Origin of the sequence: Mycobacterium sp. (genome assembly GCF_965277065.1) — a bacterium.
Classification (GTDB): Bacteria; Actinomycetota; Actinomycetes; order Mycobacteriales; family Mycobacteriaceae; genus Mycobacterium.
The window spans coordinates 377522-399296 of record NZ_CBDIBT010000019.1 but is presented as its reverse complement, the minus strand read 5'-3'; the positions used below and the strand labels follow the sequence as shown (position 1 = coordinate 399296).

Genomic DNA, 21775 nt, shown 5'->3' with positions numbered 1-21775 from the left:
CATCGCGTGGTCCCCCTCGCCGCTCCGCGGCTGGAGGTACCCCCACTGCGGCGTCGTTGGCGCGGGTCATGAGGCTCCATTCGTGGCGAGCATGGACAGCTTGGGGTCGAACGGACAGCCGTTGCCCTCGATGTGCGCGACGTACTCGTCGCGGAAGAACTTGATCGACGACGCGACCGGGCTCGCTGCGCCATCGCCCAACGCGCAGAACGACTTTCCGAGGATTGCATCAGAGATGTCCAGCAGCTTGTCCAGGTCTTCGGTGGTGCCGTGACCGGATTCCAGGCGGTGGTAGATCTGGCTCAGCCAGAACGTGCCCTCGCGACACGGCGTGCATTTGCCGCACGACTCGTGCTTGTAGAAGTCGATCCAGCGGCCCACCGCGCGCACCACACACGTGGTTTCGTCGAAGATCTCCAGCGCCTTGGTGCCCAGCATCGACCCGGCCGATCCGACGCCTTCGTAATCCAGTGGCACGTCGAGGTGTTCGTCGGTGAGCAACGGTGTCGATGATCCGCCCGGCGTCCAGAACTTCAGCTGGTGTCCGGCCCGCACGCCGCCGGCGTAGTCGAGCAGTTCGCGCAGTGTAATGCCCAGCGGGGCCTCGTACTGGCCCGGCTTGGTCACGTGGCCCGACAGCGAATACAGCGTGTAGCCAGGCGATTTCTCGCTGCCCATCGAGCGGAACCAGTCCACGCCATAGAGCACGATGGACGGGACGCTGGCGATGGTCTCGACATTGTTGATCACCGTCGGGCAGCCGTACAGACCGGCGACGGCCGGGAACGGCGGCCGCAGTCGCGGTTGCCCGCGCCGGCCTTCCAACGAGTCCAGCAGCGCGGTCTCCTCGCCGCAGATGTACGCGCCGGCGCCGGCGTGCACCACCAACTCCAGGTCATACCCGGACCCGGCGATGTCGCGGCCCAGGTAGCCGTTGGCGTAGGCCTCGGCGACCGCGTTCTGCAAGCGCCGCAGCACCGGCAGGACCTCGCCACGCACGTAGATGAACGCGTGGCTGGCCCGGATCGCGTATGACGCGATGATCACGCCTTCGACCAGGACGTGCGGGGTGGCCAGCATCAACGGAATGTCTTTGCACGTACCAGGTTCGGACTCGTCGGCGTTGACCACTAGGTAGTGCGGCTTGGCGGCGGCGCCGCTGTCGCCCTGCGGGATGAACGACCACTTGGTGCCCGTCGAGAAGCCCGCGCCGCCGCGGCCACGCAGCCCCGAGTCCTTGACGGCCGAGATCACCGCGTCCGGGTCGGTCTTCAAGGCTTTCTCCAGTGCCTTGTATCCGTCGTTGCGGCGATAGGTCTCCAGCGTCCACGATTCCGGGTCGTCCCAGAACCGGCTCAGCACCGGAGCCAACGGTGTTTGCGACGCCATTACTTGCCTTCTCCTGAGCTTTCCGGCGTCGGGGCGGTCATGTTGTTTTCTTTGGCCACGTGCAGGCCGGCGAGTGTCGCCGCACCGGCCCCGCCCTGACCTTCGTCCGGCCGCGAGTCGGGGAAACCAGCCAGGATCAGCTCGGCCTCTTTGAACTTGCACAAGTTGCCGCGGGTGGGGGCCGGCGGGTTTCCGGAGCGCAGCCCGTCGACGAGCGTGCGCGCCGATTCGACGGTCTGGTTGTCGTAGAACTCCCAGTTGACCATCACCACTGGTGCGTAGTCGCAGGCGGCGTTGCACTCGATGTGCTCCAAGGTGACCGATCCGTCGTCGGTCGTCGCACCGTCGCCGACCCCGAGGTGGTCTTTGAGCGAGTCGAAAATCGCGTCGCCGCCCATCACCGCGCACAGGGTGTTGGTGCACACCCCAACCAGGTAGTCGCCGGTGGGTCCGCGCCGGTACATGCTGTAAAAGCTTGCGACAGCGGCAACTTCGGCACCGGTCAGCCCGAGCTGTGCGCTGCAGAACTCGACGCCGGCTGGGGTGATGTAGCCGTCTTGTGCCTGCACGAGGTGCAGCAGCGGCAGCAACGCTGAGCGCGGGCTGGGGTAGCGGCCGATGACCTCCTTGGCGTCGAGCTCGAGCTGCGCGTGCACATCGGCCGGGTACGACTGCGGGGCGCCGTCGGTGACGAACTGTCCGGGCTCCTCCGGCGGGGGGCCGAGTCGGAGAAACACCCGCTCGCCGTTGTTGGCGCCGGACTCACTGTTGCTTGCGCTGGATTGGAGTTCTGCGGTCATCGGTCCACCCCGCCCATCACCGGGTCGATACTGGCTACCGCGGTGATCACGTCGGCGACCATGCCGCCCTCGCACATCGCGGCGACTGCCTGAAGGTTCGTGAACGAGGGGTCGCGGTAGTGCACCCGGTACGGCCGGGTGCCGCCGTCGCTGACCATGTGCACTCCCAGCTCACCGCGGGGCGATTCGACGGCGACGTAGACCTGGCCGGCCGGCACGCGGATTCCTTCGGTGACGAGCTTGAAGTGATGGATCAGAGCCTCCATGGAGCCGCTCATGATCTTCTCGATGTGTTCCGGCGAGTTGCCCAGTCCGTCCGGACCGACCTTCAGGTCGGCCGGCCAGGCGATCTTGCGATCCTCGATCATCGTCGGGCCGGGCCGCAGTTTGTCCAGGCACTGCTCGACGATCTTCACCGACTCCGACATCTCTTTCACGCGAATGATGTAGCGGCCGTAGGAATCACAGCCGTCGTCGGTGATGACGTCGAATTCGTAGTTCTCGTATCCGCAGTAGGGCTCCGTTTTGCGCAGGTCATGGGGCAACCCGGTAGACCGCAGGCATGGCCCGGTCACGCCGAGGGCCATGCAGCCGGTCAAGTCGAGGTAGCCGACGTCCTTGGTGCGGGCCTTCCAAATCGCGCTCTCGTTGAGCAGGTTGCCCATCTCATGCAGCACGCCCTTGATTTCCTTGAGGGCGGTCGCGATTTCGGTTTCGGCGTCGGGTGGCAGGTCCTGCGAGACACCGCCGGGGCGGATGTAGGCACTGTTCATCCGGAGACCGGTGATCGACTCGAACAGCGTGAGGATGATCTCGCGGCCCTTGAAGCCGGTGAACATCGGCGTCATCGCGCCCAACTCCATGCCGCCGGTCGCCAAAGCGACCAGGTGCGAGGAGATTCGGTTGAGTTCCATCATCATCACCCGGATGACGTTGACCCGTTCCGGGATCTCGTCGGTGATGCCGAGCAACTTCTCCACACCCAGACAGAAAGCCGTCTCGTTGAAAAACGGTGACAGGTAATCCATTCGGGTTACGAACGTGACGCCCTGCGTCCAGTACCGGTATTCGAGGTTCTTCTCGATTCCGGTGTGCAGGTAGCCGATTCCGCATCGGGCGTCGGTGACGGTCTCGCCCTCGATCTCCAGGATCAGCCGCAGCACGCCGTGGGTCGACGGGTGTTGGGGACCCATGTTGACGACGATGCGTTCGCCGGGCTCGGCACTCGCTTGGGCCGCCTCGACGATCTTGTTCCAATCTTGGCCCGTGACAGCGATCAAGGTGTCCGAGCCGTCACCGTTGACGGGGCTGGCAATTTCGCTCATCAGTTGTAGGACCTCCGCTGGTCGGGCGGTGGGATCTGCGCGCCCTTGTACTCCACTGGGACGCCGCCGAGCGGGTAGTCCTTGCGCTGGGGGTGTCCCTCCCAGTCGTCGGGCATCTCGATGCGGGTCAACGAAGGGTGGCCGTCGAAGATGATGCCGAAGAAGTCGTAGGTCTCGCGCTCATGCCAGTCGTTGGTCGGGTAGATCCCGAACAACGAGGGGATGTGCGGATCATCATCTGGCGCAGCCACTTCCAGCCGGGCCCGACGGTTATGGGTGATGGAGCTCAGCGGGTACACCGCGTGCAACTCGCGGCCGGTTTCGTCCGGGTAGTGCACGCCGTTCACGCCCAGGCACAGCTCGAACCGCAGCTGCGGGTCGTCACGTAGCCGACGGGCGACCTGCGGCAGAAGTTCGCGGCGCACGTGCAGTGTGAGCTCGTTGCGATAGACGACCACTTTTTCGATGGCGTCGGCGAATTCGACGTCGTCGGCTTCCTTCAACGCCGCGGCCAACCTATCGACGACCTCGTCGAAATAAAAACCGTAGGGGCGCGGGCTTCCTTCGTCGATGGTGACCTGACGCATCAGTCGCCCGTAGCCGGAGGTGTCACCGCTGCCGCGGACGCCGAACATACCGCGGCGCACACCGATCAGTTCGGCATCGGAGGTCTCGGCGCCCACCGGGGCTCCGCCGACTTCGCTGGCGGCGCGTTTGGAATCGTGTTCCGGTGAACTCATCGCAGCAGCCCGAGGTGCTCGATCGTCGGCCGCGCGGACAGCGCCGCCTTCTCGGCCTCGGCGATGGCCAGCTCACGGTTGACGCCGAGCGGCATCTCCTGAATCTTGTCGTGCAGCTTGAGGATTGCGTACAGCAGCATCTCCGGCCGCGGCGGACAGCCCGGCAGGTAGATGTCCACCGGCACCACATGGTCGACGCCCTGGACGATCGCGTAGTTGTTGAACATTCCGCCCGACGATGCGCACACACCCATCGACAGCACCCATTTGGGCTCGGCCATCTGGTCGTAGATCTGGCGCAGTACCGGCGCCATCTTCTGGCTGACCCGGCCGGCGACGATCATCAGGTCGGCCTGTCGCGGCGTCGCCGAAAAGCGCTCCATGCCAAAGCGTGCGATGTCGAACCGCGGACCGGCCGTGGCCATCATCTCGATCGCGCAGCAAGCCAGTCCGAAGGTGGCCGGCCACAGCGAGCTCTTGCGAAAGTATCCCGCCAGTTGCTCGACGGTGGTCAGCAAGAAGCCGCTCGGTACTTTTTCCTCTATGCCCACGATCTACCTCAATCCCAAGTCAATCCGCCGCGGCGCCACACGTATGCGTAGGCCACGAAAACGGTCAGCATGAAGATCACCATCTCGATCAGCGCGAACAACCCCAGTTGGTCGTAGCTGACCGCCCAGGGGTAGAGGAACACGATCTCGATGTCGAAGACGATGAACAGCATCGCTGTCAGGTAGTACTTCACCGGGAAGCGCTGTCCGCTACCGGCGTGCGGTGCGTTGGCCGGCTGGTCGCTGGGCTCGATCCCGCACTCATAGGCCTCCAGCTTCGCCCGGTTGAAGCGGGCGGGGCCGGTGATCTGGGCGAGTGCGACCGAGCCGAGCGCGAAGGCTGCGGCGATCCCCCCGAGTACGAGAATTGGTAGGTAGAGATTCATCCCGCGACGACGCTTCCTCACTCTGGTCTGTGGGCTGGACTGTGAGCGCAACCACAGCCTAGCGACCGCGTGCCGTCCCGCGCTCAGCAGGTGAGATGTGACCTCAACCACAGATTGACGAGCGATGAACGCGGCGAGACATGAGGCGTCGGATCGCCTGCGCGAAGATCGCGAATGAGTAAGTGAGGGAAAACATTTGGCTCACTCCTCAGCCCGGTGTGGAAAGCAGGTTCCGGCGCTGTCCGGCGACCGCCAGTAAACGCATCCAGGGCAGGTCAGACGGCTACCGAACCGGGGTTCGCAGCAACTCGAGCACGGTTCGGCTCAGCCTGATCGGGTCGATCGGGTGGGGCACCGCGCCCTCGGCGCGTGACCAGGTCGCCAGCCAGGCGTCGTCGCGGCGGCCGGTCAGCACCACGATCGGCGGGCCATCGTCGATTTCGTCCTTGAGCTGTTTGGCGAGGCCAATGCCGCCCTCGGGCGTCGCCTCGCCGTCGAGGATGGCCAGATCGATGCCGCCGGCGTCCAGCTGCTGGACCACGACCGGTCCGGTCGCGACCTCGACGTAGCTCAGCTCGGGCAGGTCCGGATGGACTCGTTTGCCCAGCGCCAGCATGACGGCCTGTCGGGTGTTGGGATTGTCGCTGTACACGAGGACCCGCAAGGGGCTGGTGGCAGACACGGTCCAGATCGTAGCGTCCGGCGAAGGTTACTGCGGCGTCCGGACGAAGTACGCGTCGGCGACGATCGTTGCCGTCTTCGCGACCATGCCCAACCGATTCCAGCCGATGTCGAACTGGTCGCGGTCGATCTCGGCGTTCGTCGTCACTCGCACCGCGCCGTCGCCGAGTGTGCTGACTTGAACCGGCAGCGAGACTGGCGCGGTAACCCCCTTGATGGTGAACGTGGCGTGCAGGTCGGCGGCGTCACCGGCGGTGGGCTCGATGCCGGTCACTTCCACGCCGATCTCCGGATAGCGGTCGGCGTCGAAGAAGTCGGCCGATCGCAGGTGCTCGTCGCGTTTGCCGATGCCGGTGTGCAACGATGCCACGTGGACCTGGAGACGGCCGAAGATCGCGCCCTTGCTGGTGATTTGGCCGTCGGCATTGAGGTCGGTGAACCGCCCTTTGACAGGGATCAGGCCCCAGAAGTTTCTGATGCTGAAGCCGACGGTCGAACGGTCGGAATCCAGGCTCCACACGCCGGCGGTGTCTGGATCGTTCAGCAGTGTGCCGATATCACTCATTGCGCCACTCCTCCTCATCGCTTCGCTCTGCATCGTCGTTGGCGCGTGTCATTTGCGCCACTCCTAGCTCATCAGCGGCGCGAGTTGCGCCGTGTCGAAGTACTCGTCGATGCGGGTGATCAGGTCGTTGCCATTGAACTTGATGACGATGCAGACCCGCAGCGCGATCAATCCGCCGGTGTGGCCCGTGGCATGCAGAACGTGCTGCTGAACGAAGCCGTCGGGAAAGAGCTGACGGTCGAGGATCTCGTAGCTGCGTTCCGCGGTGAGCCGGATGAACCACCGCAACACTTTCATCGCACGCACTTTGTCGTCGTCGTGCTGCGCGCCGGCCCGCCACACCCCGACGTCGTCGGCAAAGAGTGCGTCGATTCGCGGCTCGTCACCGCGTTCGATGGCCGCGAACAGCGCATCGGCCAGATCGACGACAGCCTCGGCAGCGGGCATCGCGTAACTCCCTATTCGTCCTGGTAGCCGGGGTGGGCGGCGGCCAATCGGCGACCGACCAGCGCCCGCAATGCATGCTGCAGCTGATTGCCGGCGCCGTCCAGATCGCCCGATCGGATAGCCGCGGCCAGCGCGGCTTCGTCGTCGTATCCGACCCGGGCCAACGCGTCGGCGACCCCGTCGCTTGCAGCGTCGGTCAGCAGCTCTCGTTCGACCATGTGCAGGGCGTTGGCCGCGACCCGGGCGTGAAAGTTGACCTGACCCGAGGTTGATTCCCGCACATCGGTCTCGAGGAACTCGGCCACCGCGGCGACCAGCTCTGCCGCGGTGGGGCGACCGTGTGCGGGCGTCATCAGGTCGCCGGCGCGTCGGGGCCGCGCTCGACCCCGGTCCGCAGTTTCACCGAAGCGGAGTACGCCAGCGTGCGGAACCGCAGGACTGGGTCGTCGGAGGGCTCGATACCGTCGGTGACACGCATCGGGTCGAACACGACGATGTCGCCGCCGTGCTCGCGTTCCGTGTCGACGCCGGTGATCTCGAGGGTGCCGACGTTGACGGTCTGCTCGCTGTGCCAAGGCTTGGAGGGGTCGACGGTCGAGTCGCCGTGCGCGCCGATCTGGACGTGGTACTCGAACCGAACCGGTTGGGACGCAAGGCGTTCGTCGAGTTCGTGGATCAAGAAGTCGGGGTCTTTGGCCTTCGCGACATCCGGCGGCAGGATCTCCTCGCCGGCGGCGGGCTGCACGTGGTAACGCACGAATCGGGCGCTGCCATCGGCGGCAACCCAGCGGAACGCGTGCAAGCCGTGATAGGCGATGGTGCCGTAGCTGGCCGGTACTTTGTTCGCCTCTTTGACGACCGGCAGCGCGGACAGGAACCGCGGGTGAGTGGCGATGTAGCCGATGAGCCGCAGCGGAGCGGTGGGACCGGGACGCATGGCCCGCAGCAGCGAGACGAAGCCGTCGGGAGTGCTGGCCGGGAACAGCTTCGCGGTCTGGGTGGACACGTCGGTCGTCGACCCGTCCGGCAGCGTGAACTTCGCCGCCAGCCCGCGCACACCGGGAGCGTTGTCGGGTTGCCGCGGATTGCCTGAGCCGCTGGAAAACCGGATCAGCGCGGGCACTGTGGCCCCGCTGAGATGCGCGGCGCGGGAGAGCGCGGCGGCTTCGGGGGTGGCGGTGAAGGTGCCGCGGTAGAGCTTCCCCTTAGCGTGTAGCGCCCGGCTGCCCGGTTGCGCCCCGCCGGTCTCGCGAATTGCCTCGATTGCCTGATCGGGAGTAACCACAGCGAAATCCTAGGCTCTCTCAACCGGCATGCGGGACCGCCTTATCGAGCAAGTTCAAAATGTCCCATTCCGTCTCGCAGACCCGGCGACCGATGGTCGCCAACTCCACCGAGCGAATCTGTCCGCTCAGGTGGCGTTCGGCCTGGTAGCGACAGATGACACCCCAACGCAGCGTCGCCTGCACCAGCCACCAGTGAAACCCGGCCCGATCGACCGCGTCGCCGCCCGCATTTTCGTAGCGGTGAAGAAAAGCCTCGATGCTGCCCAGCCCGCCGGCCGCGAGTTCCACCGGCGCGCCGAAGCGCCAGGCGCGAATGCAGAACCAGGCCAGGTCTTCGTAGACCTCACCGATGTGCACCAGCTCCCAATCCAGTACGGCCGCCAACTCAGATCCGTCGACGATCAGATTGCCCATCCGGAAGTCGCCGTGCACCAGGCCCGGCGGCGAGGGCGCCGGCCGGTTCTCGGCCAACCAGCGAAACGCCCACTCGAACGTAGCGGTGGTGTCGCCCATGACATCCAGTTGTTCGCGCCATTCCGCCAGCTGATCCGCGTGGCTTACCCCGGGGAGGTCGGTGTCGGCTCGGTGGATCGCCGCCAGCGCGTCGGCGCACTGGCCCAGCAGTCGGTCCCGGCCCTCGTCGTCGAGCTGGCGCTGGATGCGGCGGACGATGGTCTCGCCGCCGGATCGCGTCGCACACCAGGAACGGATGACCAAGGGCAGCAACGGAATCGTCGGCGATGACAATGTTGGGGACCGGTGCGCCGGCAGTGGCCGCGGCGCGTTGGGCGCGGGCTTCGAGTTCCATGCCGGCGTGCACCTCCTCGGGTGGGCCGGTGCGCAGGATCAGCGAGCGACGTCGCCCGCCCGTGACGGCGTCGAACGCCCAGGTGGTTCTGCTGGCGCCGCCGGTCAGCGTGAACAGATTCTCGACGGTGGTGCCGGAGCCGAGGGCCGGTTCCAGCACGGCGACGAGTTTCGGCGCCAGCCCTTCGCCGTCGGTCACTCGCGGCCGAACTTGAACAGCCGCTGAGCCACCCGACGGATCTGAATCTCTTCGGCGCCCTCGGTGATCCGATAGCGCCGGTGGTGGCGGTAGATGTGTTCGAAGGGCTCGTGACGGCTGTAACCCAGACCGCCGAAGATCTGCATTGCTCGATCGGCGGCGTCGCACACCAGCCGGTTCGCGCGATAGTTGGCCATCGACACTTTGTCCGACACTTCCATGTGATGGTCGCGGTCGAGGTGCCACGCCGCGTACTGCACCAGCAACCGGACCATCTGGGCCTCGGTCTGCAGCTCGGCCAGGGGCCACTGCACGGCCTGGTTGGACGACAGCGGCTTGCCGAAAACCTTTCGCGTTCCGGCATATTCCGCGGCGCGGTCGATGCAGTACTGCGCCGCGCCGAGGCTGCTGGCCGCCTGACGGATGCGGTTCTCGTGCAGGAAGGTCTGCGCGACCTCCAGACCGCGGTCCACCTCGCCGAGTACCGCGTCGGCGGGCACCCGCACATCGGTCAACTCGACCTCGCCGTGGTCGGTGGGCATGTTGAACGTCCACCAGTAGTAAGGGACGTGGAAGCCCGGTGTGTCGGTGGGAACCAGGAAAGCGGTGATGCCCTGAGCCTGGCCGGGTTCGCCGGAGGTGCGGGCGAAGATCAAGTCGTGTGTGGCGCGGTGGACGCCGGTGTTGAATCGCTTGGCGCCGTTGATGATCCAGGCCCCTTCTCCCGCACCGTCCGGTACAGCGCGGGTTTCCAGCCAGGTGGCGTCGGAGCCGTGCAGCGGCTCGGTGAGGCCGAATGCCATCGAGCGTTCGCCGGTGATCAGCGCCTCGGACCATGCGGCGCGCTGCTTGTCGGAGCCGAACCGCTCCATCATGATGACCTGCGGGAAGTTGCCGACGATCGAGGACTCGTTCTGCAGGTCGTTGTGCAGGCCAAGACCTCTGTGCGCCAGATGTTCCCGAATGACCGCCATGTCGATGTTGGTGCCGTCGCGGCCACCCAGCGACCCGGGCAGGCCGTAGCGCAGCCAGCCGGCCTTGTCGGCGCGTCGGCGCATCTCGGAGAGCAGATCCTCCCACTCCCGGGTCGGGATGCCGTCGTTGTCCCAATCGGTGCGGGCGTGTTCCCGGCGCTGGTCGAAATACTGCATGTTCTCGGCCTGCAGCGGCGCGATCTCGCTAACGATGAACGCGTCCATCTCGGCGAGCAGCCCCGGAAGGTGTTCGGGCAACGTGAAATCCACCGTGACTTCTCCTCAACTTCCGTACAGCGTTTTCTTCCACACCGTCGCGAGGGTCGCGATGGCGTCCTTGTCGCTGATCTCGATTCCCAGGCCGGAGCGACCGACAAACACCGTGGTGAAATTTTCGAACAGCAGGGCGATCGCCGCCGCGATGTGTTCGGGATTCAGCTCGGATGCGTACCCGTGTTGTTGCACGTGCCGCACCGAGGCCGCGACGATGTCCATGCCGAACCGCCGGAACTCGTTCTGTACGGCAGCGAACCGCTGCTGGGTGGTGGCCAGTTGAGCGACCGCGATCATGATGCCGATGTTCTGCTTGAACATGTTCCAGTAGCCGGTGACCACTGCGGTAAAAAAATCGGGGTCGTCGTCGGTGGGGGCATCTCCCGCTTGCGGGGGAGAGTCCGGCAGGTGCAGGCTGAGCCCGGACGGCGTGAGGACTTCGTGCAGAAACGATTCCGCAAGCGCGGCGAGCAGATCTTCTTTGTCGTCGAAATACCGGTAGAACACGGCGGCGGATTTGCCGGCAGCGGAGGTGATGTCGGCCAGCGTGGTGCCGTGAAAGCCCCGCTCCGCGAACAGTTTGCGGGCCGCCTGCTCGATGGCCGCCCGGGTTTGGCGGCCTTTCGCGGTCAGGACGTCAGTGGGCATCGGGGGATTTCCGGTCACCCGCACGCAGGAGGGCACCCGGCAAGTCATGGCCGACAACCGATTTCGCGACGCCGGCAGCATCTATCGCGGCCTGCAGGTCGATGTCGACCTCGATGTCGCTGTCGCGCAGCAGGTACACCAGGTCCTCGGTGGCGATGTTGCCGGTGGCGCCCGGGGCGAAGGGACATCCGCCGAGTCCGCCGACCGAGGCATCCAGTCGGGTGACCCCAGCCTCGACCGCGGCGTACGCGCTGGCCAGCCCGGCGCCGCGGGTGTTGTGGAAGTGCCCGGCCAACGGCAGCTCACCGATCACCGGACGCAGCTGTGCGATCAGCGATCGCACCCGCCCCGGCGTCGTGGTGCCGATGGTGTCGGCGATGCAGAACCGGTCAGCGCCGAGGTCACGCGCGGCCGCGGCGATGTCGAGTACGCGCTGCGGCGGGGTGGGTCCGTCGAACGGGCAGTCCCACGCGACCGCGACGATGACCTCGACGCTGACATCGCTGTCGTGCGCGATGGCCACGATCTCGCTGATCTGTTCTTCTGCCAGGGCGCTGCTGCGCCCGACGTTGGCCTGACTGAACGCGTCGCTGGCCGCGACCACGTATTCAATCGAACGCATGCCCGCGGCGACAGCCCGCTTGGCGCCGCCCGGGCTGGCGACCAACGCGGAGAAGTCGATGTCGGGGTAGTGACACAGTTCGGCGGCCAGCTCAGCGGCATCGGCCATCGACGGCACCTTGGACGGGGATACGAACGCGGTGGCCTCGACCTCGCGCACCCCGGTGGCGGCCACGGCCGCGAGCAGTTCGAGCTTGGCCGACAACGGGATTGGCTTCTCGATCTGCAACCCGTCGCGCAGGGCCACCTCGCGGATGTCGACGTGCGTCATACGACGCCCTCCGCGTGCAACAGCGTCAGCTCCTCGGCGCTCTTGCCGAGCAGGTCGAGGTAGACGTCGTCGTTGTGCTGGCCCGGACGCGCCGAGCCGGCGTTGCGGACGCGGCCCGGAGATTCCGACAGCACCGGTGCGATGCCCGGTCCGAGCACCGGCCGGCCGAGCCGTTCGTCGTGGTGCTCGACCAGCATGCCGCGCGCTCGCAGTTGCGGATCGTTCACCACGTCGGCGACCGTGTTGATCGGGCCCGTGATGACCCCTGCGGCGCTGAGGGTTTCGACGATGTCGCCGAGTTCGCGTTCGGCGGCCCACGCGCCGATGATGGTGTCGAGTTCGTCCTGATTGCGGCCGCGGGCGCCGTGGTTGGCGAACCGGTCGTCGGTGACCAGTTCGGCGCGTCCTATCGCCTGGCAGAGTCGGGCGAATACGGTGTCCTGGTTGGCCGCGATCACCACCCACGAGCCGTCGGCACTCTGGTAGATGTTCGACGGCGCAATGCCTTCCAAGCGGGTGCCGGAGGGGCCGCGCACCACGCCGCCGACGTCGTAGTCCGGAATCGTGGATTCCTGTACCGCCAAGCATGATTCGGTGAGCGCGACATCCACGACCTGGCCGCGCCCGGTCACGCTGCGTCGAAACAACGCGGCCAGCGCCCCCTGGGCGCCGAACATCCCGGCCAGGCTGTCGCCCAGCGACAGGGCCAGCCGCGGCGGCGGCCCACCCGGGAACCCGTTGAGGTGCCGCAGACCGCTGGATGCCTCCGCCACCGAGGCGTACCCGGGCTTGTGGGCATCGGGCCCGGTCTGTCCGTAACCCGATACCCGGACCAGGATGATCCGCGAATTGCGTTCGCTGAGAACGTCGTAACCCAGGCCCCATTTTTCCAACGTGCCCGGCCGGAAATTCTCCACCACGATGTCGGACTTCTCCACCAGATCGAGGAACAACTCGCGGCCGCGCGGCTGACGCAGATCCAGCGTGATGGCCCGCTTGTTGCGGGCGTGGATGGTCCAGAACACGTGGTGCCCCTCGACCTCGGCCTGGCCCCAGCTGCGCAGCGGGTCCGGGGCGCCCGGTGGCTCCACCTTGATGACGTCGGCACCCATATCGCCGAGAAGCCGCCCGGCGAAGGGCCCGGCGATCAGGGTGCCCAACTCAAGCACCCGGATGCCGTCCAGAGCGCCGGCGGGTTCAGTCACGCGGTCCCCGTGAAGTCATGGCGTTCCAGCCAATCGGTGACCACGGTGACGGCCTCACGCAACTTGTCGCGCTGATCGGGACCGGCGTAGTAGTGCGTAGCGCCGTGGATTTCGTGTATCTCCTTGTCCGGATGACCGATTGCTTCGAACAGTCGGCGAGTGTGCTCGGGTGTGCAGGCATCGTCGGCCAGGTTGCCGATGACCAGCGCCGGCACCGCGATGTCGCGTCCGCATTCCACTCCGTCGCCGTGTGCGTCGTCGTAGCTCCACTGCGATAACCAACTGCGCAACGTGGAGAACCGCGCCAGGCCGACCGGGCTCATGTTCACCACTTGAGGATCGCCCAGATAACAGGTTCCCGGAACCCGTTCGTTGGGATCGACGGCCGGGTCAAGCCAGCGCGGGTCGGCCATGGTGCCGTGCACGATGAAGCCGAACTCGGCTACATCGCTGCCAGGTCGCTCGCTTGATCTCAATTCGGCGAGTTTGTCCTTGACCCAGGCGGTGATTCGGCGATTGCGGTCGATCTGGGCTTGCCGGTACCGAGCCAGGAACTCGTCGCTGTAGGGCGGCTGGTTGGGGTTGTCGGGGTTGTAGAGGTCCAGTTCCGGGTCGCGTTTCGTGGGATCGGATTCGTCGAGAATCGAGCCGTCCAGCCATTCGGTCAGCGTGCCGTGCCGGCTGATGTGCGCGGCCAGCAGCATGATCCCGTTGGCCGCGGGCAGGTCGAGTGTGGTGAGGTCGGGTCCGTCGCCCGACGGGCTCGAGGTGACGGTCGCGTGCTGTGCCTGCTGTTGGTAGAACACCGACAGCGAACCTCCGCCGCTCCAACCGGCGAGCACCACTTTGCGGTAGCCGAGACGCTCCTTGGCGTCTTTGATGGCGGCGCCGAGATCCTCGATCACCTTCTCCATCAGCAGCGCCGAGTCGGTGCCGCGGAATCGGCTGTTGCAGTAGATGACGTGATGACCGGCCCGGGCCAGCGCGTTGATCATCGGCAGGTAGGCGCCCCCGCCGATCGGGTGCATGAATACCAGCACGGTGTCCGACGGCCTGTCTTTCGGCTTGAGCAGATAGCTCTCCAATACGGTGATCTCGGCCAGACCGCCGTAGACGTCGCGGACCCCGGAATTGTTCTGGAAGGCAACCAGATAGGGGATTCGCTCGTAGTCGTGCTTGACAGGGGCGCTGGTCGTCATCCGTGCTGTCCTAAGTCGTGCGCCAGCACTTCGGCTGACGGGGTGAGCCGACGGCGGGTGTCGACAGCAATGACCTGCCAGTCGACGCGGGAATGCTCGTCGAACTTGCGGCGGGCCCGTTCGCGCGCCTTCTCCGGCGCGCCGTGGTGAACGCCTTGCGGCGCATGGGAAATGAGGCCGGATGGCATCGGGATGCCGTAGAGCGAGCCGCCGTGGAAGAAGGCGATCTCGTCGTAGTCGACGTTGCGGTGATACCAGGGTGTCCGCTCGGTGCCCGGCACACCCTCGGCGGGTTTGGGCAAGAAATTCATCACGTAGACCCCAGCGGCTTGCATGAACAGGTGCACGGTCGGGGGGAGGTGGACGCTGTCGGAGGTCACCACATTGTAGTCGGCGATGTTGAAGGTGAACGCGAAGTTGTCACCCCGCCAACCCTCGACGTCGATCGGATTGTGTTGGTAGTACAGCGTTGTCGGGCCGCCCTCGTGGATCAACCGGACCCGGTACTCTTCGCGGCCGTCCTCATCCTCGATCGGCTCAGGATCGGGAATGACGGCCTGCGAGGGGTCGAACGGGAAGTGACGACCCAGCGCGCCCGGTGGCGGAATCCGAAACTCGTCGCTGGCCTCGATCATCAGCAACGTCGTCGCCCCGTATGACGAGTAGTCGGGCACCTGACGCCAGGTGCAGGCCTTGGGCAGGTACACCCAGTCGCCCGCGCGGTAGCGCAGCGGCCCGAACTCGGTCTCCAGCAGACCGGCCCCTTGATGCACGAAGCAGAGCAGATCGCCGTCGACGTGTCGCGCGAAATACGGCATCGGCTGCTCACGGCGGGACAACGAGATTCGGCAGTCAGGGTTGGCGAACATCAGCAGGGGACCACCGTCGGCGTCGGTTGCGTCGCTGGGTTTGAGTTCGCTGGACAGCACGTCGATGGGGCGCAGCGGACCTTCCGACCGGTACGCGGTGGGGTCGTGGCGGCGGTACAGGTTCGCGGTGCGGCCGACGAAACCACCGCGGCCCAGTTCGTCGTCCTTCAGTCCGTCGAGATCGGCGTGTAGGCGGTGCGGCGTCGTGCCTTTGCGCAGGTGGATGAAGGATTCCATGACGTCTCCAAGGTCGCGGCAGCATCGCTGGCGGCAAAACTGAAAGTGACATTACTTTCTCTTATCAAGACCCACAAGGCCTGTCGAGATGAATTCTGCGGCCCAGTGCGGTCTGTATCGGCATGACCAACGACACCATCATCACCACGATCACGATTCCCGCTCCGGCCGAGGCCGTGTTCGGGATATTGGCCGACCCCACCACCCACGAGGCCATCGACGGGACCGGTTGGGTTCGGGAATCCCTCGACGGCGAGTCTTTGACGCATACCGGCCAGATCTTCCGGATCGCGATGTACCACGACAACCACCCCGCCAAGAACTACGAGATGGCCAACAACGTGGTGGTGTTCGACCGCCCCCACACCATCGCCTGGCAGCCCGGCCAGGACGCCGCGGGGGACGGGAACCTGTCATTCGGCGGCTGGATCTGGCGCTACGACATCCGTGAAGCGGGGCCGTCCGAAGCTGAGGTCACGCTCACCTACGACTGGTCGGCAGTGCCGGCCGAACTCCGCGAGCACATCGGATTCCCGCCGTTCGACGCCGCGCACCTGGACAATTCGCTCAAGCACCTGTCCGACCTGGCCGTCGGGCGGATAGCTTCTGTCGACGCTTAATCGTCTGCGACAGCCAACGGGGCGTTTCGTCGCCGACGTTTACGTGTCGAACCCCGAATCGAGTGTCAATCCCGAACGCGTAGCACGACTTTGCCTTTCGCGGTGCGATTCTCCATCGAGGCGATCGCGGCGGCGGCCTCGTCCAGCGGATAGACGATCGGCTCGGGCGGCGGCAGCTTGCCGGAGGCGAGCAGCTTCTCGAGGTCGGCCCACTGCTCGGCCAGCGCGCCCGGGTGCTTTCCTGCCCAGGCGCCCCAGCCGACGCCGACGACGTCAACGTTGTTCAGCAGCAGCCGGTTTACCTTGACCGTCGGGATCTCGCCGCCGGTGAAACCGATGACCAGCAGGCGCCCGCCCGGAGCCAGCGAGCGCAGCGAGTCGGTGAATCGGTCGCCCCCGACCGGGTCGACCACCACGTCGACCCCGCGGCTGTCGGTCAGTTCCTTGACGGCGTCCTTGAACCCGTCGGCCAGCACGACGTCGGTCGCGCCGGCAGCGCGCGCGATGTCGGCCTTGTCTTCGGTACTGACCACCGCGACCACCCGCGACGCGCCGAGCACCGGCGCCAGCCGCAGCGCCGAGGTACCGATCCCGCCGGCGGCGCCGTGCACCAGCACCGTCTCGCCCTCGTGTAGGCGGCCCCGGGTGGTCAGCGCGAAGTAAACGGTCAGATCGTTGAACAGCAGGCCCGCGCCCGCGGTGAAGCTCACGTTATCCGGCAACTTGAACACCCGGTCGGGCGCCAGCACCGCGACCTCGGCCATGCCTCCGGTCAGCATGGTCAGGCCGACCACCCGGTCACCGGCCTTCACGTGGGCATCCGCGGGAGCCGACCGCACCACCCCGGCGATCTCGGCGCCCAGCACGAACGGCGGGTCCGGGCGGTACTGGTACAGGCCGCGGGTCAGCAACGCGTCGGGGAAGGCCGCGCCGGCCGCATGCACATCGATGATCACGCCGTCGCCGGTGGGCTCGTCGATCTCGCCGACCTCGACACCGTCCGGACCGTCGAGCCGAGTCAATTGTGCTGCGCGCATGCCACCTCCGTTGTCGGGCTGAACGTCATCAGCGTTTGACGTTAGCCCCGGCCGGTCGGGTCAGTGCCGCCCGGTCTCGATCGGCGGGAAAAGATGCGGACGACGTTGACGCTGCCGTACGCCCAAACGCTACTGCGCGCTCGTCATTCGGCTGACACCGCGCAACATCGAGCGGCTGACGACGTGGCGGACACGCTGCGCCGGTGACTGCGGAATCGGTTGCGGCGCAGCGCCGAGCCGGGGGAACAGCGCCAGCGCATTGGTACGCTCGATGGCGGCGCGGGTGGCCGCATCGATGCCCGGATAGGTCTGCAGCCCGGCGGCGAACAGCTGTCCGGCAGCGGTCGGCGCAAACGGCCAATCGGACCCGAACGTGAGGTGACCCGGTTTCGCGAAGGCCAGCAGCGTCGGCAGGGTGGCCGGACTGGACGACAGCGCGGTATCGAAGTAAAAGCCGGTGAAGTCTTCGAGGACATCGGCCGGGCTGCGGCCGGTGTCGGCGGTGACAGCGACCGCCATCCGGTGACTCGCATACGGGACGAATCCACCGGCGTGGCTGAGGATGAACCGGATGTTGGGATAGCGGGCCGGAATCCCGTTGCGCACCAGCAAATATGCGGCCCGGGTGGTGTCGAGCAGAAAGTCGGCTGCGAACGGCGGCATACCGGGAACCGACGGTCCCGGCAGTTCGGCTGGGTGGATGAAGACCACCGCCGAGCGGTGGTTGAGGACGGCGAACAGCGGCTCGTGGCCCTCTTCACCCAGATAGGTCCCGGCGTTGTTTGCCAGCAGCACAACCCCATCGGCGTGCAGCTCGTCGAGTGCGCGCACGATCTCGGTCACCGACTCGTCGAGGTGGGGTAGTGGACCGTGGCGAAAACCCCGTACCGGTCGGGATGTCCTGCGGACACATCGGCGGTGTAGTCGTTGAGGTCGTGTGCCAGCGCGGTGGCGTCAGCCTTATTCGACAGAAATGTTGTGCCCGGCGTCGACACCGACAGGATGGCGGTGCCGACGCCGAGGTCGGCCATTGCCTGCAGCGAAGTCTCAGGGCTCCAGTCAGGCAGCGCGCGTCCGCCGGCTTCGAGAAGTCCGGCGTGCTGCAGCACTTTTCGGTAGTCGGGCGGGATGACGTGGTGATGGGTGTCGATGCGCAGCACGGTCGCCTCCTGTTAGTGGTCCGGAATTGCGGCACAAGCCAGAGCGGGCACGGTGTCTTCCCGGCGCAGCAAGGACTGCGCGGCGGTCTTGAACTGGGCGAGCTTCTCGACGATGGTCTGTCCATCTCGGGTGTGGCCCCAGAGGCTGATGCCCTGGTATGTCGTTGGTTGCCAACTCTTCTCGTCGACGATGATCGGGTTCCAGCCGACTTCCCATTCGAAACCCGAGGGAGTCATGGCGTAGTAGGACAGCTCGCGGTCGTTGGTGTGCTGTCCGACCGCCAGCGCCATCTGAAAACCGAGTTCATTGACTCGCTGGTAGGACGCGGTCATGTCGTCGAGGTCGGCGACCTGGATGTTGACGTGTTGGACGCGGGTGCGGATCGGGTTGATCGGAAGACGGTTGACCGCGGCGATCGCGATGGAGTGGTGCCGCTGGTTGACCCGCAGGAAGCGGATCTTGAACTTGAGGCCACCGATGGTTTCGTCGATGTAATCGGTGAGCCGGGCGTCGAAGACACTGCTGTAGTAGCCACGCACCTGATGCGGCTTGGTGGAGGTGACGGCGACGTGGCCGATGCCGGCTTCACCGGTGACAAAACCCCCGCGGACCGCCATGGTCAGCGGTGTCTCGTCGCGGACTGGGCAGGTGAAGATCTCCTGTGTCAGGCCATTCGGGCCCGGAAACCGCACCAGACGCTCGACGCCGCGCAGCATGGACTCTTCGGCGGTGCCGTGGGTGACAGGTACACCGTGCCGGGATAGCCGAGTCATGATTTCTTCGAACGTGCGGTGGTCGTCGACCTGCCAGCCGAGCGCGGTCACGTCTTCGGCGGATCCGCGCTGGACGAGGAAACGGCATTCGTGGTCGTCAAGCCGGAATCGCAGCACGTCCGGCGAAACATCGTCGAGGTGCATGCCGATGGCGTCGCGGCCGAAACGCCGCCAGTCGGCGATCTTCTCGCTGTCGACGACGACGTAGCCGAGGTGGACACTGCCGAAGATATTCATCGATCAAAAACCGATGGTGTGCTGAGGAAGTCGATCGCGATCCGGTTGAAGAACTCGGCGCGTTCCCACTGCATCCAGTGGCCGGTGCGCGATGTCATCACCAGCTCGGCGTTGGACATCACGTTGGCCAGCATCGGCCCACCGGCGGGCCGGTTGACCTTGTCGCCGCGGCCCCACAACACCAGGGTCGGTGTCGGGAGTTGCTTGAGACGTTTGTCGCGGGTGAGGTCCATCCGCCACAGCGTGCGCAGCGCACTGCGGCCGGAAGGTCGCTGCAGTGGCGGGTCGGCTACCACCGCGGGATCAATCGACGCGGTATAGCGGGTGTCGATCAAGCTGTCCGGCACCGAGGTGCCATCGTAGACAAGGTAATTGCGGATGAACGCCTCCAGTTTGTCGCGGCTCGGGCCGCCGCCGCGGTAGTAGGACAGCAGGCTCTTGAGTCCGGCGGTGGGGGTGCCGCGGGTGGTACCGATCCCACCGGGGCCCATCAGCACCAGCTTGTCGACACGCCGGGGCGTGTCCAGCGCCAGCCGCAGTGCCGCCGCGCCGCCGTAGGAATTTCCCATCAGATGCGTTCTGGTGAGCTCGAGTTCGTCAAGCAGGCCGCGAATCATGTCAGCGAGGTAGCCGAACGGGTCGGACTGGTCGACGCCTTTGCCCGAGCGGCCGTAGCCGGGCATGTCGGGCACGATCACCCGAAAATGCTTCGCCAACGCGTCGATGTTGCGGGAGTAGTTGGACACGCCCGAGGCGCCGGGCCCACCGCCGTGCAGCATCACGAGGGATGGTCCGTCACCCGCCTCCGCGAAGAAGATCGGTTTACCGGCGACGGTGACGGTGCGTTCGGTCAACGTGGTTGTGCTCATGCGTTGGCCTCCGTTCGTGAGGCACTGGAAAACACGTAACCCGCTGGCGGCGGCGGTAGAGTCTGGTCGGATCCGGCTGCGACATAGATGAATCCGTCTGGCCGCACGACGGTGGCTACAGCTTTCTTCCGTAGCAGCCAGCGTACGAGTGTGGGTTCGACGACTTGGACCGCCGGGACGCCTAATGCGGTCCAGCGGTGCGCGCCATTCGGCTGCGGACCGACGTGCAGGAGGGCCCACTGCCCGCCCAGGACGTCGTCGAAGCGAACCCTCGTACCGTCAGCACTGTTCACCCACGGTTGCGGTATCTGCCAGCCCACCGCGCGGTGGCGTGCGGCGGCGAAGAAGCCCTCCCGATAGCGGGCGTCGGGAATCCAGGTGAATTTGTCCAGCCGGTTGTTCACCGCAGGAATTCGTAAGATGTTGCGCAACAGATGGTTTCTGGCCACAGCAATCGCACGGTTGCGTTCGGTGATGATCCGCCCGGTGCGACACGCTCGCCGCGTCACCTCGGTGACATGTGGTTTGCGTTCGGCTTGGTAGGAGTCGAGCAGCGATTCCGGAGACTGTCCCTTGACGACGGCGGCCAGCTTCCAGCACAGGTTGGCGGCATCGCGGACACCCGCCGACATGCCTTGGCCGATCCATGGCGGCATCGCGTGGGCAGCGTCACCGACGAGAAATATCCGGCCGACCCGCCACCGGTCGGCAACGCGGACGTGGTGGCTGTAGATCACCGCCCGCAAGATCTCGACATTGGCGTCGGTGATGCCCTGATCGTTCAGGACCTTCCAGATCGCCTCATGGCAGAGCAACTCCGTCTCGAGTTCGCCTGTCCGCGCTGGGTATTCCCACCGGTGATGGCCCAGGGGAGTCGGACAGTCGACGGTCGGCCGGTCCGGGTTGCAGTGAAACCGCAACCGGTCATGACCGTCCCACTCTGTGAGCACCTTGGTGTCGATGACGACCCAGCGCTCGCTGTAGGTTCGCCCGGTATAGCCGACTCCGAGCAGGCCCCGAGTCGGCGACGAGCCACCGTCGGCGGCGATGACGTAACTCGCATGCACCCGCTTCAACGTGTCGGTCCGCAGATCGGCAAGCATCAGCTCGACGCGGTCGTCTCCGGGATGCACGCGCAGGCATTCGTGTTCCAGCAGCACGTCGACCTTGGCGAATCGCTCGACTCCCTCGCGCAGAACCTGGTCGACCGCAGGCTGATACAAGAACTGCTGCGGCGGATGCCCGGTCCCGCGCGGGTGGACCTTCAAGTCGATGAACGGCACGCCGTGGTGGTCGACGAAGGTCAGCGGCCGGTCGGGCAGCATGTCGCACTGCAGCCGTTCGTCCAGCCCGATGGACTGCCAGATCCGCATGACCTCTTCGTCAGTGGAGATCGCTCTGGCGCGATTATAGATATCCGGATCGCGCTCGATGACAAGCACTTTCAGGCCCAGTTGACCCAGGATGTTCGCGGCGGTCCCGCCCGTCGGACCGTAGCCGATGACGGCCACGTCGTAGATGTCTGGATTGGTCACGATGACCTCTCGTCGTCGACGGGTTGTTCTGTAGTGATTGTTACGGTAATGTAGCGATCACTACAGAGTC

At 65.8% G+C, this 21775-nt stretch carries 22 protein-coding genes and 2 pseudogenes; 1 reads left to right on the top strand and 23 read right to left on the bottom strand.

All coding sequences use genetic code 11. The features are described from left to right. Positions 1–66: 66 nt before the first annotated feature. The 18 genes and pseudogenes from nuoF to ACQY5A_RS18965 form a co-directional block, all read right to left on the bottom strand. Positions 67–1389, bottom strand: coding sequence for an NADH-quinone oxidoreductase subunit NuoF (nuoF, locus tag ACQY5A_RS19050; RefSeq protein ID WP_428341893.1), 1323 nt, complete (start codon positions 1387–1389; stop codon positions 67–69). Then, positions 1389–2189, bottom strand: a complete 801-nt coding sequence (gene nuoE, locus ACQY5A_RS19045) for an NADH-quinone oxidoreductase subunit NuoE (RefSeq protein ID WP_428341892.1) — start codon at positions 2187–2189, stop codon at positions 1389–1391. The genes nuoF and nuoE overlap by 1 nt, the downstream gene beginning before the upstream one ends. Then, positions 2186–3514 (bottom strand): NADH dehydrogenase (quinone) subunit D, encoded by a 1329-nt coding sequence (nuoD, locus tag ACQY5A_RS19040; protein WP_428341891.1) that lies wholly within the window; start codon positions 3512–3514, stop codon positions 2186–2188. Before nuoD ends, nuoE begins: the two co-directional genes overlap by 4 nt. Further along, entirely contained in the window at positions 3514–4254 is a 741-nt protein-coding gene (locus ACQY5A_RS19035; protein ID WP_428341890.1) for an NADH-quinone oxidoreductase subunit C, read from the bottom strand. The genes nuoD and ACQY5A_RS19035 overlap by 1 nt, the downstream gene beginning before the upstream one ends. Then, positions 4251–4805 (bottom strand): NuoB/complex I 20 kDa subunit family protein, encoded by a 555-nt coding sequence (locus ACQY5A_RS19030; protein WP_428341889.1) that lies wholly within the window; start codon positions 4803–4805, stop codon positions 4251–4253. Before ACQY5A_RS19030 ends, ACQY5A_RS19035 begins: the two co-directional genes overlap by 4 nt. Positions 4806–4813: 8 nt before the next feature. Next, positions 4814–5191, bottom strand: coding sequence for an NADH-quinone oxidoreductase subunit A (locus ACQY5A_RS19025; protein ID WP_428341888.1), 378 nt, complete (start codon positions 5189–5191; stop codon positions 4814–4816). A gap of 283 nt (positions 5192–5474) precedes the next feature. After that, positions 5475–5873 (bottom strand): hypothetical protein, encoded by a 399-nt coding sequence (locus ACQY5A_RS19020; protein WP_428341887.1) that lies wholly within the window; start codon positions 5871–5873, stop codon positions 5475–5477. Between the two features lie 27 nt (positions 5874–5900). After that, the gene (locus ACQY5A_RS19015; protein WP_428341886.1) at positions 5901–6437 is read right to left on the bottom strand and encodes a YceI family protein; all 537 of its coding nucleotides are present in this window, start codon (positions 6435–6437) and stop codon (positions 5901–5903) included. Positions 6438–6500: 63 nt separating this feature from the next. Then, positions 6501–6884: a nuclear transport factor 2 family protein gene (locus ACQY5A_RS19010; protein ID WP_428341885.1), complete on the bottom strand. Its 384-nt coding sequence runs from the start codon at positions 6882–6884 to the stop codon at positions 6501–6503. An 11-nt stretch (positions 6885–6895) separates the two neighbouring features. Next, positions 6896–7237 (bottom strand): DUF6285 domain-containing protein, encoded by a 342-nt coding sequence (locus ACQY5A_RS19005; RefSeq protein ID WP_428341884.1) that lies wholly within the window; start codon positions 7235–7237, stop codon positions 6896–6898. Beyond that, complete coding sequence (locus ACQY5A_RS19000) at positions 7237–8169, bottom strand: catalase family peroxidase (RefSeq protein ID WP_428341883.1); 933 nt, start codon at positions 8167–8169, stop codon at positions 7237–7239. The genes ACQY5A_RS19005 and ACQY5A_RS19000 overlap by 1 nt, the downstream gene beginning before the upstream one ends. Positions 8170–8188: 19 nt before the next feature. Continuing rightward, a pseudogene (locus ACQY5A_RS18995) lies at positions 8189–9176 on the bottom strand (phosphotransferase family protein). Continuing rightward, positions 9173–10420 carry an acyl-CoA dehydrogenase family protein gene (locus ACQY5A_RS18990; protein ID WP_428341882.1) on the bottom strand — a complete coding sequence of 416 codons (1248 nt, stop codon included), beginning with the start codon at positions 10418–10420 and terminating at the stop codon, positions 9173–9175. The pseudogene ACQY5A_RS18995 and the gene ACQY5A_RS18990 overlap by 4 nt, the downstream one beginning before the upstream one ends. A gap of 12 nt (positions 10421–10432) precedes the next feature. Continuing rightward, positions 10433–11071: a TetR/AcrR family transcriptional regulator gene (locus ACQY5A_RS18985; protein WP_428341881.1), complete on the bottom strand. Its 639-nt coding sequence runs from the start codon at positions 11069–11071 to the stop codon at positions 10433–10435. Next, a complete protein-coding gene (locus ACQY5A_RS18980) occupies positions 11061–11963 on the bottom strand; it encodes a hydroxymethylglutaryl-CoA lyase (RefSeq protein WP_428341880.1) in 903 nt (300 codons plus the stop codon). Before ACQY5A_RS18980 ends, ACQY5A_RS18985 begins: the two co-directional genes overlap by 11 nt. Then, positions 11960–13168 carry a CaiB/BaiF CoA transferase family protein gene (locus tag ACQY5A_RS18975; RefSeq protein WP_428341879.1) on the bottom strand — a complete coding sequence of 403 codons (1209 nt, stop codon included), beginning with the start codon at positions 13166–13168 and terminating at the stop codon, positions 11960–11962. The genes ACQY5A_RS18980 and ACQY5A_RS18975 overlap by 4 nt, the downstream gene beginning before the upstream one ends. Beyond that, entirely contained in the window at positions 13165–14367 is a 1203-nt protein-coding gene (locus tag ACQY5A_RS18970) for an alpha/beta fold hydrolase (protein WP_428341878.1), read from the bottom strand. The genes ACQY5A_RS18975 and ACQY5A_RS18970 overlap by 4 nt, the downstream gene beginning before the upstream one ends. Continuing rightward, on the bottom strand, positions 14364–15473 hold the full coding sequence (locus ACQY5A_RS18965; protein ID WP_428341877.1) for a homogentisate 1,2-dioxygenase: 1110 nt from the start codon (positions 15471–15473) through the stop codon (positions 14364–14366). Before ACQY5A_RS18965 ends, ACQY5A_RS18970 begins: the two co-directional genes overlap by 4 nt. Positions 15474–15595: 122 nt before the next feature. On the opposite strand from ACQY5A_RS18965, the gene ACQY5A_RS18960 reads away from it, so the two are divergent. Further along, entirely contained in the window at positions 15596–16093 is a 498-nt protein-coding gene (locus tag ACQY5A_RS18960; protein ID WP_428341876.1) for a polyketide cyclase, read from the top strand. Between the two features lie 65 nt (positions 16094–16158). On the opposite strand, the gene ACQY5A_RS18955 is transcribed toward ACQY5A_RS18960, so the two are convergent. From ACQY5A_RS18955 to ACQY5A_RS18935, 5 genes and pseudogenes are all read right to left on the bottom strand, one after another. Next, on the bottom strand, positions 16159–17130 hold the full coding sequence (locus tag ACQY5A_RS18955) for an NADPH:quinone oxidoreductase family protein (protein ID WP_428341875.1): 972 nt from the start codon (positions 17128–17130) through the stop codon (positions 16159–16161). Positions 17131–17259: 129 nt separating this feature from the next. Next, positions 17260–18290, bottom strand: a pseudogene (locus ACQY5A_RS18950) (amidohydrolase family protein). 12 nt (positions 18291–18302) lie between these two features. After that, complete coding sequence (locus ACQY5A_RS18945) at positions 18303–19301, bottom strand: VOC family protein (protein ID WP_428341874.1); 999 nt, start codon at positions 19299–19301, stop codon at positions 18303–18305. Beyond that, complete coding sequence (locus ACQY5A_RS18940; protein WP_428341873.1) at positions 19298–20170, bottom strand: alpha/beta fold hydrolase; 873 nt, start codon at positions 20168–20170, stop codon at positions 19298–19300. Before ACQY5A_RS18940 ends, ACQY5A_RS18945 begins: the two co-directional genes overlap by 4 nt. Further along, a complete protein-coding gene (locus tag ACQY5A_RS18935; RefSeq protein ID WP_428341872.1) occupies positions 20167–21705 on the bottom strand; it encodes a bifunctional 3-(3-hydroxy-phenyl)propionate/3-hydroxycinnamic acid hydroxylase in 1539 nt (512 codons plus the stop codon). Before ACQY5A_RS18935 ends, ACQY5A_RS18940 begins: the two co-directional genes overlap by 4 nt. Positions 21706–21775 lie beyond the last annotated feature (70 nt).

Coding starts and splice junctions, on each gene's coding strand:
- nuoF (WP_428341893.1), bottom strand. CDS start 1,389: ATGGCGTCGCAAACACCGTTGGCTCCGGTGCTGAGCCGGTTCTGGGAC.
- nuoE (WP_428341892.1), bottom strand. CDS start 2,189: ATGACCGCAGAACTCCAATCCAGCGCAAGCAACAGTGAGTCCGGCGCC.
- nuoD (WP_428341891.1), bottom strand. CDS start 3,514: ATGAGCGAAATTGCCAGCCCCGTCAACGGTGACGGCTCGGACACCTTG.
- ACQY5A_RS19035 (WP_428341890.1), bottom strand. CDS start 4,254: ATGAGTTCACCGGAACACGATTCCAAACGCGCCGCCAGCGAAGTCGGC.
- ACQY5A_RS19025 (WP_428341888.1), bottom strand. CDS start 5,191: ATGAATCTCTACCTACCAATTCTCGTACTCGGGGGGATCGCCGCAGCC.
- ACQY5A_RS19015 (WP_428341886.1), bottom strand. CDS start 6,437: ATGAGTGATATCGGCACACTGCTGAACGATCCAGACACCGCCGGCGTG.
- ACQY5A_RS19010 (WP_428341885.1), bottom strand. CDS start 6,884: ATGCCCGCTGCCGAGGCTGTCGTCGATCTGGCCGATGCGCTGTTCGCG.
- ACQY5A_RS19005 (WP_428341884.1), bottom strand. CDS start 7,237: ATGACGCCCGCACACGGTCGCCCCACCGCGGCAGAGCTGGTCGCCGCG.
- ACQY5A_RS18985 (WP_428341881.1), bottom strand. CDS start 11,071: ATGCCCACTGACGTCCTGACCGCGAAAGGCCGCCAAACCCGGGCGGCC.
- ACQY5A_RS18980 (WP_428341880.1), bottom strand. CDS start 11,963: ATGACGCACGTCGACATCCGCGAGGTGGCCCTGCGCGACGGGTTGCAG.
- ACQY5A_RS18970 (WP_428341878.1), bottom strand. CDS start 14,367: ATGACGACCAGCGCCCCTGTCAAGCACGACTACGAGCGAATCCCCTAT.
- ACQY5A_RS18965 (WP_428341877.1), bottom strand. CDS start 15,473: ATGGAATCCTTCATCCACCTGCGCAAAGGCACGACGCCGCACCGCCTA.
- ACQY5A_RS18960 (WP_428341876.1), top strand. CDS start 15,596: ATGACCAACGACACCATCATCACCACGATCACGATTCCCGCTCCGGCC.
- ACQY5A_RS18955 (WP_428341875.1), bottom strand. CDS start 17,130: ATGCGCGCAGCACAATTGACTCGGCTCGACGGTCCGGACGGTGTCGAG.
- ACQY5A_RS18945 (WP_428341874.1), bottom strand. CDS start 19,301: ATGAATATCTTCGGCAGTGTCCACCTCGGCTACGTCGTCGTCGACAGC.
- ACQY5A_RS18940 (WP_428341873.1), bottom strand. CDS start 20,170: ATGAGCACAACCACGTTGACCGAACGCACCGTCACCGTCGCCGGTAAA.